This is a genomic window from Neobacillus sp. NPDC093182, assembly GCF_044754045.1.
This window is the reverse complement of record NZ_JBIVOI010000003.1, coordinates 203312-216137: the sequence shown is the minus strand read 5'-3', so window position 1 is coordinate 216137 and position 12826 is coordinate 203312. Positions and strand designations below refer to the sequence as shown.

Sequence of the window (12826 nt, the reverse complement as noted above, 5' to 3'; positions counted from 1 at the left end):
ATCAACAATTTCTGGTGCCCTGTACCCATCCACAATTTACGAATAAAGTAGAGTTTTCACGGTTTAAAGTATCAGTTGAATAAAGGAGAGTATTGCCCATTCTTTTTATTTAAAAAAAGTGACGCAATATTCTTGCTTTTAATATAACAACAAACTATAATTACGTTAAATAAACGTTATATAGATTTTATGAAAAAAAGGGGGATTTGAAATGAGCGTTCTATTAAATGAAATAACAGAACAGGAAAAGCTGGAGCAATTTATAGCTAGGATCGAAGCTGGAGATAAAATTGAAGCCGATGATTGGATGCCAGATGAATATCGGAATACATTAATCAAATTGATTTCTATGCATGGTATGAGCGAAATTATGGGAGCACTTCCTGAAAAGGAATGGGTACCTAAAGCTCCCACTTTGCATCGAAAGCTCGGGATAATGGCGAAGGTACAAGACGAAATGGGACACGGACAATTATTACTTCGCGTTGCGGAAGATTTATTGAAACCGTATGGCAAAAAGCGGGACGATTTGATGCAGGATCTTTTTACAGGAAATTTAAAGTTTCATAATGTTTTCCATATGGAAGCTAAATCATGGGGAGATGCAGGCTTGATTGGCTGGTTAGTTGACGGAGCGGCAATTATCACCCAAACGGATATGCTTGGTGCATCTTACGGTCCATATGCCCGTGCCTTACACAGAATTTGTGCAGAAGAGGTTTTCCACGCTCAACACGGAGAAGCGATTATTATGGCTTTGGCAGAAGGTACAGATGAACAGAGACAAATGGTGCAAGATGCACTTAATTATTGGTGGGAATCTTTGCTGCTTTTCTTCGGACCGCCAAGCAAGAATGAAATGGGTGCTTCCAAACAAGATGTTACCTTAAAGTATAAAATCAGAACGGGCACGAATGAAGGACTTCGTCAATCTTTCTTTAGCAAATATATTAAGCGGATTCATTCTCTTGGTTTTACCATTCCAGATGAAACGCTGCGGTTTGATGAAGAAACGGGAAAATGGATTTATCAACAGCCTGACTGGAACAAATTAAAGAAAATTGCTAGAAATGAAGGACCTCGTTCACAAGAGCGCTTAAATCTCAGGAGAGTTTCTTACAAAAATAACCAATGGGTACGTGAAGCATTGGCTCCAAAAACTGTCTAAGGGAGGGGAAGGCACATGGAAACTAAGCAAGAATCTTATTTTGAAGAGTTTGAAGTATTTAGCCGCAAGACTCCAACTGCACCAGTACAATATCATTTTAGCTTACTCGCGCCTAATGAGGATATCGCGATCCTGATGGCGCAGGAAAATTTTATGCGACGTGAAACAGTGGATGATATCTGGGTTGTCAAACGTCAGAATATACGTAAAATGACCTCGGAAGAAAAGAAAACGCTTCTACGTTTAGATAATAAAGATTACCGCAAAACAAAAGGATATGGCTATTTAAAGAAAAAATGGCGGAAATACGAACAAGAAATGCTTGACGAAAAGGAAATTTTGTCTTGGGCTGGAGGTGTGAAAAATGGCAAATAATTCATCAGCAGAGAATACGGCCATTAAAGAGTTGTTATTTCAATTAGCAGATGATGACTTTATTCATTCCTATCGTGGATCTGAATGGCTTGGTCTTGCGCCCCACATCGAGGAAGACATAGCTACTTCCTCTATTACACAAGATACAATGGGTCACGCGGCCATCTTCTATCAATTGTTAGAGGAACTCGGTGAAGGGGACGCCAATCAACTGGCCCATGACCGTCCAGCAAATGTAAGGCGTAATGCGATTATCTTGGAACTCGTTAATGGACCTGGCTATTATATGGAAGAACCGGTTTATGATTGGGCTTTTGCGGTTGTACGAAATTACTTCTATACCCAAGCTAAAGCGATTAAGATTCAATCTTTACATTCAAGTTCATATGAGCCTCTGGCTGAAGTTGCCGCAAAGGTACAAATGGAACTTTACTATCATCTAATGCACTGGAAAACATGGTTCGTTCAACTTTTAGGTTCAGGCCATGAAGAAGCTGTTTCCCGAATGAAAGCAGCTATTGAAAAAACGCTGCAGGATTTCCAAGGTGTTTTCTCTCTTGGAGAACATCGAAATAAAATCGTACAACAAGGTTTAATTGAAAGCGAAGCGGTGTTACTGACTAAGTGGAATCAGGCTGTTTCACCTATATTGGAAAGTGTTGGGCTAGAAGGGCCCATTGAAGTAGGAATGGCTCAAGGCGATGGACGCAATGGGAAGCACACAGAGGATTTAGAGAAGGCACTCGAAACTTTATGTGAAGTATACGCTAGTAACAAAGCAGCTTCCTGGTAATACGAGAGGAAAAGGGGGAGGGTACTATGTCTACCGTGTTAATAACATCAGAAGAAATCTATAAACTACTTGAAAACGTAAAAGATCCTGAAATTAGTACCGTCAGCATTCTTGATTTAGGAATGGTGGAGAATGTGGAGATATCAGGATCAGATGTTTCAGTAAAAATACTGCCTACCTTTCTAGGTTGTCCAGCTCTGCCTATCATTCAAAAAAATGTTGAAACAGCCGTTAAACAGCTGCCAAGCGTTGAAGGAGTGAGTGTAGAATTTCTGCGTTCCCCATCCTGGACATCTGACCGGATTACAGAAAAGGGGAAAGCGGGACTAAAGGTATTCGGTATCTCACCTCCCCCTCGGCAAATAAAAGAAGATGGATCGTGGCATATAGATTGTCCGTATTGTGAATCCACGTATGTCACGATGGAAAACATATTCGGACCAACAGCGTGCCGCAGTATTTTATATTGCAAATCATGTAAAAACCCATTTGAAGCAATGAAACCAATGATTAAATTTATGTAAAATACGGAGGAAATAAAATGGTAAAGTTAATTGCTCTATATAAGCAGCCGGAAAATAAAGAAGAATTTGATGAACATTATTTCAATGTTCACGGTCCTATTACAAAAAAAATCCCAGGTCTTCAAAAAATGGTTGTTACGAAAATAGTCGGAACACCAATGGGGAAAGACTCTGAATATCACATTCTATGCGAAATGTATTATGAAAATCATGAAGCGCTTCAACAAGGTATGCGTTCCCCTGAAGGAAAAGCATCAGGAAAAGACTTGATGGGCTTTGCTGGGAAACTCGTCACCATGATGATTGGTGAGGAAGTATAAGGATGGGACTGTTTCAATATATTGAAACTTCTGTCGAGAATGAAATTGGTTTTATCTCATTAAATAGGCCAAAACAATTGAATGCGCTGAACCGGACGATGGTCGCTGAAATTGTTTCTGCAGCAGAAGAATTCGACCGTGATATCCAAGTAAAAGTAATCTTAATATCCGGTCATGGAAAAGCATTTTCTGCTGGGGCGGATATTGATGAGATGGCCAATGACAATCCTGTTAGGTTGGAATTGTTGAATCAATTTGCTGATTGGGACCGGTTAAGTCTCGTTAAAAAGCCTATCATTGGTGCAGTCAAAAGCTTTGTATTCGGCGGCGGCTTTGAACTTGCCTTATCATGTGACTTACTTATAGCTGCTGGAGATACACTGTTTTCCTTTCCAGAAGTAACACTTGGAGTTATGCCTGGAGCAGGAGGCACACAAAGACTGACGAAGTTGGTAGGTAAAACAAAGGCGCTTGAATGGATCTTGACCGCCGAAAGAATCAATGCAGAAACAGCCTTAAAATACGGCATTATTAATAAAATTGTCGCACCTGAATTATTGATGGAGGAAGCAATAGCTTTCGCAAGAAAGATTACGGCACAGCCATCTTTAGCAGTCAGAATGATCAAAGACTCTGTTAATAAGGCAGTGGATCACTCCTTATATGAAGGAATGCAATATGAAAGAAAAAATTTCTACTTGCTCTTTGCTTCAGAAGATCAAAAGGAAGGCATGGAAGCCTTTGTAGAAAAAAGAAAGCCTAATTTTACTGGCAGATAAGGAGTTATGCTATGTACGAAACAATTACTTATCGGATTGAAAACGGGGTAGCTTGGCTCAGTCTAAACCGACCTGATAAACTGAATGCTTTTACATCACAAATGAATAAAGAAATCCAAAAGGCAATCAAACAATCGTCAAACTCTCATGAAGTGCGTGCGATTGTTATTACCGGAGAAGGCAGGGCCTTTTGTTCCGGCCAAGACTTAGCAGATGTGGATGACAGCATGAATTTAGGGCAAATGCTCCGTGACGATTACGGTCCGATGATGAAGGAAATCGCCAGATGTGAGAAACCGATTATTGCAGCAGTAAACGGTGTGGCTGCAGGGGCAGGCTTCAGTCTGGCATTAGCCTGCGATTTCCGTCTTGTCTCTGAGAAAGCAAGCTTTTTAAATGCCTTTGTCAATATTGGGTTAATTCCTGATTCGGGTAATCTGTATTACCTTTCACGAATTGTCGGTCATGCAAAAGCATTAGAGCTATCTGTATTAGGTGAAAAAGTACCTGCTGCTGAGGCAGAAAAAATGGGTCTTGCTACAAAAGTAATCGCTGTAGAGGACTGGAACGAGGAAGTGACAGCCTATGCAGAAAATATTGCAAGCAGACCAACGAAAGCAATCGGGTTAATCAAAAGATATTTAGAAGCCTCCTACCATCTTTCTTTTGAAGAATATTTGAAAGAAGAAGCGGAAGGACAACGAATTGCCGGCTTAACAAAAGATTATGTTGAAGGGGTAACGGCATTTACAGAGAAACGCAAAGCTCAATTTATAGGTGAATAACATAAAAAAGGGAGTGGGATTAAATGGTAAAAGTACAAGAGGCACCAATATTTGAAAAAGTAGAAATGAAGCGTGATTATTACCATCTAGTTATTAATGGCGAAAGAGTTGAAAGCTCTAATGGAGCGACTATCGATGCTTACAATCCTGCCACTGGTGAAATCCTTGCCAAGGTTGCAAAAGCTACACAAGAAGACGCAGAAAGAGCGGTACAAGCAGCTCTTGCAGCATTCGAAAATGGAAAATGGAAAAAGTTCCCTGTGAATAAACGCTCTCGTATTTTAAATAAAATTGCGGCAATTATGCGTTCCCGTTTTAATGAATTAGTTGAATTAGAAGTATTAAATAGCGGTAAATCTATTTCAGCGGCACAAGGTCAAGTTATGCAAGCTGTTGAAGTTTTTGAATTTTATGCAGGTGCCATTGTTGGCCATAGCGGCTCCGTAAATAATATGGCAGGTCAATTCCATAACTATACCGAGAAAGAACCTGTAGGTGTATGTGCGCAAATTATTCCTTGGAACTACCCATTGATGATGGCGGCGTGGAAGATTGCACCTGCAATCGCGGTCGGATGTTCTGTCATCGTAAAACCAGCTTCGTTAACTCCATTAACGGCCATTGTTTTAGGGGAAATTTGTATTGAAGCAGGAGTTCCGGCTGGAGTTGTTAATATTATTCCTGGTTCTGGTTCTGACGTTGGAAATTATCTTGTTGAACATCCGAATGTAAATAAAGTAGCTTTTACAGGTTCGACGCCAATTGGCAGAGATATCATGGGCAAGGCTTCTCAAACATTAAAGCGGGTAACATTGGAGCTTGGCGGGAAATCTCCGAATATCGTATTCGAGGATGCTGATATTGAAGCGGCTATAGATGGGTCACTATTCGGTATTTTCTATAATACAGGACAATCTTGTGAGGCGAGATCTCGCTTATATGTACATGAAGATATCTATAATGAATTTGTTACTAGATTCGTAGAAAAAACGAAAAAGCTTAAATTAGGAAATCCATTAGATAAAGAAACACATGTTGGATCCGTTATCGATCAAGGTCAATTAGATGTTGTTGATAGCTATGTTCAATCAGCTATTGCAGATGGAGCTGAAATCTTAGTAGGTGGAAAGCCGGCAGTAGTTGAAGGATTCGAAGGCGGTTATTGGTATGAGCCGACAGTCATTGGTAATGTGAATCACGATATGAAAGTAGTGAAAGAAGAAATCTTTGGACCAGTAGTCGTGATGATGAAGTTCAAAGATGAAAAAGAAGCTATTAAACTAGCAAATGATACAGAGTTCGGTCTTGGTTCAGCCATTTGGACGAAAGATGGTGCCCGTGCAACTCGTGTGGGGAACCAAATCCAAGCAGGGATTGTCATGGTAAACTGCCCATTCTCAGCTTTCCCAGGAACACCTTTCGGCGGTTATAAACAATCAGGGTTCGGACGTGAGCTTTGTATTGAGACATTAGATCTTTATACTGAAACGAAAAGTTTTATTTCCTATTATGGAAGCCGCCCATTAAATCCTTTCGGCATTCAATAATCTAAAACTTCTATCAGGGGGTCCTGTTGCTGATAGATAATAAATAGCGCTAAAAAATATTGAATAAAGGCTGGCTGAAAATATTTCAGAAAAATCATTCGGGTATAGCTGGATGCTAATCTGATTCTATCGCAGCCAGCCTCTATTATTTGGAAGGAGAAAATTAAATGATTTCAAACATAGTAGTCGTAGGCTCCGGAGTAATGGGAAGAGGGATCGCCTATGTAGGAGCAACCGGAGGATTTGACATCACATTAGTAGATGTGAATCCATCTGCATTAGACAGCGCGCAAAAAGAGATTGATATTATTTTTGAAAAAGGTGTACGTTACGGAAAAATCACTTCTGAAGAAGCGGATGCCGCAAAAAATCGATTGTTATATTCTTCCAATTTAAAAGAAGCTGCTTTTAAAGCTGATTTAATCATAGAGGCCGTTCCAGAGCGTGCAGAAATTAAAAAGGCTGTTTTTGAAACAATTGAAGAACATGCACAAGAACACTGCTACTTTGCGACTAATACTTCCACTATGAGCCCGACAGAAATTGGTTCTTATGGAAAGCGTCCTGAAAAAACGATTGCGATGCATTTCTTCAATCCTGTACAGAAAATGCCGCTGGTCGAAATTGTACGCGGCCTCGAAACGAGTGATGATACAGCAGCAGTCATAAAAAAGGTCGCTGAGAAAATGGGGAAAGAGACAGTAGTCATTAACGAATTTCCGGGTTTTGTAACAAGCCGGATCAGCTGCTTGGTTGGGAATGAAGCGTTCTATATGCTTCAAGAAGGGTTAGGAACACCTGAAGAAATTGATAAAGCAATCAAGCTTGGGTTGAATTATCCGATGGGGCCATTTGAGCTGGGGGATTTAGTAGGACTAGATGCCCGTTTAAATAATTTAAAATATTTACATGAAAAGCTTGGTGAAAAATACCGTCCAGCGCCACTTCTTGAACAGTATGTAAAAGCGGGAAGGCTGGGCCGCAAGTCTGGAAAAGGTGTGTACGACTATACAAAAATTGAAGAGCTGGTGGGAAAATGAGGGACGTTGTAATTGTTGATGCGGTAAGAACACCTATCGGGAAGTATAAAGGAGCTTTAAAAAGTGTACGTCCAGATGATCTCGGAGCAATTGTAATTAAAGCGCTGACAGAGCGGAATCCAGGGCTGCCACCGGAACAAATTGAAGATGTCATCTTCGGAAATGCGAATCAGGCAGGAGAGGATAACCGAGATGTAGCGAGAATGTCCGCACTTTTAGCTGGTCTTCCAGTGAACGTAGGTGGAACAACGATTAATCGTTTGTGCGGATCAGGACTTGATGCGGTTATGTATGCTGCACGATCTATCGCTGTAGGGGAAGGCGATATTTACATCGCAGGGGGAACGGAAAGTATGACAAGAGCACCATATGTCATGGCCAAACCTGAGAGTGACTTCCCTCGGGGATCGATGGAGCTTCAGGATACAACGATTGGATGGCGATTTACGAATAAAAAGCTAGAAGAGATGTATGGAGCAGATTCCATGCCCCAGACAGCTGAAAATGTCGCACAACGCTGCTCGATTTCACGGGAAGATCAGGATCAGTTTGCACTTCAAAGTCAGCTGCGGGCAAAAACAGCAATGGAATCCAATCGTTTTGCGGAAGAAATTGTACCAGTTCGATTTCATGATCGGAAAGGAAACGAAGTTGTCTTCGATCGAGATGAGCATCCACGTCCAGATACAACGATTGAAAAACTTGCTAAACTGCGTCCGATTTTTAAAGACGGGACTGTAACAGCTGGTAATGCATCAGGAGTAAATGACGGTGCATCCGCTTTATTATTAATGAGTGCAGATAAGGCAAAAGAACTTGGTTTGAAGCCTCTTGCAAAATATGTGGTTGGAGCGGTTGCCGGTCTTGAGCCTGCTGTTATGGGCCTCGGTCCAATATATGCAACGAGAAAAGCGCTTGATCGAGCAAACTTATCGGTAAACGATATCGGTCTTGTAGAACTAAATGAAGCTTTTGCTTCACAGGCGCTGGAATGCATCCGCCAGCTTGAGTTAGATCAGGAAAAGGTTAATGTAAACGGCGGTGCAATTGCGTTCGGACATCCACTTGGTGCAAGTGGAGCCCGTATTTTGACGACGCTTCTATATGAAATGAAAAAACAAAATGTTCAATATGGACTGGCAACAATGTGTGTAGGTGTCGGTCAGGGGATAGCGGCAATTATTGAAAATATAGAGTAGAAATTACAAAGGCTGTCTCGAATAAGAGAGATGGCCTTTATTTTTAAAAAAAGAGAGGGAAAATGTCATGGAAAACGTATTATATGAAGTGATAGATCATATTGGATATGTAACAGTAAACCGACCGGACGTATTAAATTGTTTTAACTATGATACACTACGTGAACTGCAGGAGGCTGTTGATTCCATTCATGTAAATCCTGAGGTACGAGTTGTTATTTTTACAGGAGCTGGCCAAAAAGCATTCAGTGCCGGTGCTGATTTGAAAGAAAGAAAGACATTGAATGAGGCACAAGTAAGAAGAAATGTTAAAGCGATTCGGGATGTGTTTAATAGTATTGCTAGCTTGCCACAGCCGACAATAGCAGCGGTTAATGGTTACGCGCTGGGCGGAGGATTTGAGTGGCTGCTGTCGTGTGACTTTACGATTGCGGCACAAGGTGTATCCATGGGGTTAACCGAAACGAGCTGGGCAATCATTCCAGGTGCAGGTGGAACACAGCGTCTTCCACGACTGATTGGTGAAATGAAGGCCAAAGAATTAATTTTAACGGCGAAAAAAATCTCATCAGAGGAGGCGCTCGACCTGGGTATTGTATTAAAAGTGGTGCCACATGATGTGCTTTCTGAAGAGTGCAAACAATTTGCTGAAAACATGATGAAAAATGGTCCTGTTGCGTTAAAACAGGCGAAATATGCGATCATTCAGGGAATGAACACAGATTTACAAACAGGGCTTGCGATTGAAGCGAAAGCGTATGAACTGACGATTCCAACGGAAGACCGGATCGAGGCGCTCAATGCGTTTAGTGAGCGGAGAAAACCTCAATTTTCGGGGAGATAAAATGGACGTTTATGATATAATAGAAAAAAACGTCTCGTTCAAAATATGTAATGGACAGGGAAAAGAAAGAGTGAAGAGGTTATGGGTGCAAACACACAATCGATGATTTTCACCATTTATGGAGATTATTTACGTCATTATGGAAACAAAATTTGGATTGGCAGCTTAGTTCGATTATTGAAAGAGTTTGGGCATAATGAACAGGGCGTTCGTGTCGCGGTTTCCCGAATGGTGAAGCAAGGGTGGATTCAGTCGGAAAAGCAGGGAAACAAAAGTTTTTACTTTTTGACAGGACGAGGTGTTTCCCGGATGGATGAGGCCGCCAACCGGATTTTTAAACTGAACCCGCATGAATGGGACAGAAAATGGCGTATTTTAATGTATTCGATTCCAGAAGAAAAACGACAGATTCGTGATGAACTTCGACAGGAACTATTGTGGAGTGGATTTGGCAGTTTCGCTAATGCCTGCTGGATTTCACCGAATAACCTTGAAAAAGAAGTGAATCTTTTAATCGAAAAGTATGATATTAGAGAATACGTTGATTTCTTCGTCTCGGACTATAAAGGGCCAAAAGATAGTCAATCGCTTGTGGAAAAAAGCTGGCCGCTTGAGGAAATCGAGAATAAGTATGAGGAGTTCATCTCAAAGTACAGTAAGCAATTCATTGTACATCAAAGTGTGCTAAGCAAAGGAGAAATGTCCGACTCAGAGTGCTTTGTGGAGAGAACAAATCTAGTTCATGAATACAGAAAATTTCTGTTCATTGATCCAGGTCTGCCAAAGGAACTTTTGCCGCCAAAGTGGAGTGGTAATCATGCGGCACTGCTTTTTAGTCAGTATTATAAACTTTTAGCGGACCCAGCCAGCAGGTTTTTTGAAAATGTCTTTGAAGCGGATAATGATTTACGCAGAAAGGAACATTCCTATGACGCGAAAAATCATCCGTTAATTATTCATTCAAAAAAATAAAAGCTGCCTCAAAAGTCATTAATAAAAGACTTTCGAGGCAGCCTTTTTTGTGATGAAGTAGGTTCGAAATCCGGCGCAGTTTTTCACTTTTCCAAAAACCAACAGTATACGCCCTTAAATTATTTATTTAAGGATCTCTTTAAATTCCCGTCCTTTTTGTACATATGAATCAGTAGATAGTCGAATAAGTTCTAGGTCTTTATCGGTTAACTCCCGGACGACTTTTCCCGGCGAACCAACGACAAGTGAGCGAGGCGGTATCTTTTTGCCCGCGGCGATCAGTGTGTTCGCGCCAATAATGCATTCTTCTCCGATTTCCACATTGTCTAATATGGTAGAGCCCATGCCGATAATGGAACGTTTCCCTACTTTGCAGCCGTGCAAAATAACGTTGTGCCCCACTGTAACTTCGTCTTCAATGATAACAGGACATCCTTCGAATAAATGAATGGTGGAGTTATCTTGAATACTGCACTTTGCGCCAATGATTATCGAATCCTCATCCCCTCGTAACACAGCATTAAACCAGATGGAAGATTCTTCTTTAATCGTAATATCGCCAATTAAGTAAGCGCCAGGTGCCACGAAAACTGTTTTATGAATAGATGGGGTTATGCCATTGAAAGGGATAATCATTTCTTTCGCTCCTTTTAAAAAATCAGAATTGTTTTTCTATTGATTATAGTATAACATGTAATTAACGGAGGGATGAAAAAATGAAACATATTTGCCGACTTTTTTCTATTCAATATCCAATCATTCAGGGGGGAATGGGGAATATAAGTAATGCACAGCTTACGGCTGCTGTATCTAAAGCTGGAGGTCTTGGTACGATAGGGTGTGGAACGATGACGCCTGAGCAGGTCGAAGCCATTATTCTTGAAACGAAAGACAAAACGCATAACAGTTTTGCGTTGAATATACCAATTAATGTTAGTCCTTATACAAAAGAAATGATTCAACTGGTGTTAAAGCATAAAATACCGATTGTATCATTATCAGCTGGTAATCCTGCTCCTTTTATTCCACTCTTACATGAAAAAGGCATAAAAGTAATTGCGGTTGTTGCATCGGTGAAACAAGCTCAAAAGGCAGAAGCTGCAGGGGCAGATGTACTGGTGGCAGAAGGGTTTGAGGCTGCCGGTATTAATTCAAGTCTGGAATTAACCACATTTACGCTCATACCACAAATAAGCCGCCATGTCACAATACCGGTTGTGGCTGCGGGTGGCATTGGAGATGGTCAAGGTATGGCTGCAGCTTTAATGCTCGGTGCTGCCGGCGTACAGTTAGGAACCCGCTTGATTGCAACGAAAGAAGCACCCTTTCATTCATTATATAAGCAAAGGCTTCTTGACGCAGGGGATACCGAAACCGTTATTTTAGGACGTTCAGTAGGACAAGTAAGACGCGTTTTAAAAGCTCCATATGCTGCTCGCATTATTGAATTGGAACAAAGCGGATTGGCCTCGGAACAATACCGTGACATGACATCAGAGGACCATCACATTGCTGGTGCAATCCAGGGGGATGTTGAGAATGGTTTCATGAATAGCGGGCAGGTGGCCGGACTCATTGAAAATATTCCAACCGTGAAAGAACTGCTTGATGGAATGATGAACGATGCTAGAAAACAAATGGAAGGTCGATTAAGCAGCTTTCCTGTGATGTTATCATAAAGTTGAATTCTCATTGTTTTTATGAACCTGGATAATGGAGTATATATGCGACCCATTACATTGTTGAGAATTCTAACAAAGAATATACTCGTGCCAATAAAGTGATGGAAGGCCGAGAGCAGTCCTTGTTTGAAACGGTTAGGAAGTTTGAAGAAACAGGTATTTTAGGTGACGCCTTCCACGTTGGTGTTCACGGAATCTTTATCGTCGATGTAACGGTTTCTATCGCTCAGAATCTAGCAAAACGCTATCTAGTAATGTTAGAAAATAACGGAACCATTCCTAACCTGCCGACGGATGCGATGAATGAAGTCCAGCGTTAATCACGAGCAAAGGTCCAGTACCTGAATATGTGGGAGAAATTCCATACTTCCACAAAGCCATGATTGACCAGCAGCTTGCTTTTGAGAAAATTCTAGTAGAAGCGATCACAGAAGGTTCTTATGTAAAAACATTACAAGCGTTTACGCTAAATAAGACGACTCCATCTGCGATTGTCGCCAAGAAAATTCTCGATGATCTAATTGAGGCAAATAAAGAATACTGGCCAACGCTTACTAAAAAGTATCAAGAAGGCGTATTGGTATAATAAGTTTTTCGTAAAATGTGCATGCAGTTCAACTGCGTGTGCTTTTTTTGTGGCTTTTTTTGCTGGGAGGTTGGATTGTGCCCGTAAATCGGGGGGAGTAAAAATATGGTGACAAAAAAGGTGTGATTGTGCCCGTAAATCGGGGGAAGTAAAAATACGGTAACAATGAAGGTGTGATTGTGCCCGTAAATCGGGGGAAGTAAAAATACGGT

The 12826-nt window shown here is 41.1% G+C and carries 14 protein-coding genes and 1 pseudogene; 14 read left to right on the top strand and 1 reads right to left on the bottom strand.

Translation table 11 applies throughout. The annotated features are described in order from the left end of the window. Positions 1–211 precede the first annotated feature (211 nt). The 12 genes from paaA to paaX all read left to right on the top strand — a co-directional run bounded on the left by paaA (position 212) and on the right by paaX (position 10346). The gene (gene paaA, locus ACIQAA_RS08365) at positions 212–1168 is read left to right on the top strand and encodes a 1,2-phenylacetyl-CoA epoxidase subunit PaaA (RefSeq protein WP_402617585.1); all 957 of its coding nucleotides are present in this window, start codon (positions 212–214) and stop codon (positions 1166–1168) included. A 15-nt stretch (positions 1169–1183) separates the two neighbouring features. Beyond that, the gene (gene paaB / locus ACIQAA_RS08360) at positions 1184–1543 is read left to right on the top strand and encodes a 1,2-phenylacetyl-CoA epoxidase subunit PaaB (protein WP_402617582.1); all 360 of its coding nucleotides are present in this window, start codon (positions 1184–1186) and stop codon (positions 1541–1543) included. Continuing rightward, entirely contained in the window at positions 1533–2336 is an 804-nt protein-coding gene (gene paaC / locus ACIQAA_RS08355) for a 1,2-phenylacetyl-CoA epoxidase subunit PaaC (protein ID WP_402617579.1), read from the top strand. The genes paaB and paaC overlap by 11 nt, the downstream gene beginning before the upstream one ends. A 26-nt stretch (positions 2337–2362) precedes the next feature. Continuing rightward, positions 2363–2860 carry a 1,2-phenylacetyl-CoA epoxidase subunit PaaD gene (paaD, locus tag ACIQAA_RS08350; RefSeq protein ID WP_402617576.1) on the top strand — a complete coding sequence of 166 codons (498 nt, stop codon included), beginning with the start codon at positions 2363–2365 and terminating at the stop codon, positions 2858–2860. A 17-nt stretch (positions 2861–2877) separates the two neighbouring features. Beyond that, positions 2878–3180 (top strand): EthD family reductase, encoded by a 303-nt coding sequence (locus ACIQAA_RS08345; RefSeq protein ID WP_402617573.1) that lies wholly within the window; start codon positions 2878–2880, stop codon positions 3178–3180. Positions 3181–3182: 2 nt separating this feature from the next. Continuing rightward, positions 3183–3959: an enoyl-CoA hydratase-related protein gene (locus tag ACIQAA_RS08340; RefSeq protein WP_402617570.1), complete on the top strand. Its 777-nt coding sequence runs from the start codon at positions 3183–3185 to the stop codon at positions 3957–3959. Between the two features lie 11 nt (positions 3960–3970). Continuing rightward, on the top strand, positions 3971–4744 hold the full coding sequence (locus tag ACIQAA_RS08335; RefSeq protein ID WP_402617567.1) for an enoyl-CoA hydratase-related protein: 774 nt from the start codon (positions 3971–3973) through the stop codon (positions 4742–4744). A gap of 23 nt (positions 4745–4767) precedes the next feature. Further along, positions 4768–6291 (top strand): aldehyde dehydrogenase family protein, encoded by a 1524-nt coding sequence (locus ACIQAA_RS08330; RefSeq protein WP_402617565.1) that lies wholly within the window; start codon positions 4768–4770, stop codon positions 6289–6291. Positions 6292–6458: 167 nt separating this feature from the next. Next, positions 6459–7331: a 3-hydroxyacyl-CoA dehydrogenase gene (locus ACIQAA_RS08325; protein ID WP_402617562.1), complete on the top strand. Its 873-nt coding sequence runs from the start codon at positions 6459–6461 to the stop codon at positions 7329–7331. Then, positions 7328–8530 carry a thiolase family protein gene (locus tag ACIQAA_RS08320; RefSeq protein WP_402617559.1) on the top strand — a complete coding sequence of 401 codons (1203 nt, stop codon included), beginning with the start codon at positions 7328–7330 and terminating at the stop codon, positions 8528–8530. The genes ACIQAA_RS08325 and ACIQAA_RS08320 overlap by 4 nt, the downstream gene beginning before the upstream one ends. Before the next feature lie 67 nt (positions 8531–8597). After that, positions 8598–9374 (top strand): enoyl-CoA hydratase-related protein, encoded by a 777-nt coding sequence (locus ACIQAA_RS08315; RefSeq protein WP_402617557.1) that lies wholly within the window; start codon positions 8598–8600, stop codon positions 9372–9374. A gap of 81 nt (positions 9375–9455) precedes the next feature. Beyond that, positions 9456–10346, top strand: a complete 891-nt coding sequence (paaX, locus tag ACIQAA_RS08310; RefSeq protein WP_402617555.1) for a phenylacetic acid degradation operon negative regulatory protein PaaX — start codon at positions 9456–9458, stop codon at positions 10344–10346. 123 nt (positions 10347–10469) lie between these two features. On the opposite strand, the gene ACIQAA_RS08305 is transcribed toward paaX, so the two are convergent. After that, positions 10470–10982: a gamma carbonic anhydrase family protein gene (locus tag ACIQAA_RS08305; RefSeq protein WP_402617553.1), complete on the bottom strand. Its 513-nt coding sequence runs from the start codon at positions 10980–10982 to the stop codon at positions 10470–10472. Positions 10983–11062: 80 nt separating this feature from the next. Here ACIQAA_RS08305 and ACIQAA_RS08300 point away from each other — a divergent pair, with 80 nt between their 5' ends. Beyond that, positions 11063–12025 (top strand): NAD(P)H-dependent flavin oxidoreductase, encoded by a 963-nt coding sequence (locus tag ACIQAA_RS08300; RefSeq protein WP_402617550.1) that lies wholly within the window; start codon positions 11063–11065, stop codon positions 12023–12025. Positions 12026–12129: 104 nt separating this feature from the next. Next, positions 12130–12614, top strand: a pseudogene (locus tag ACIQAA_RS08295) (family 4 glycosyl hydrolase). The last annotated feature ends 212 nt before the right edge of the window (positions 12615–12826 follow it).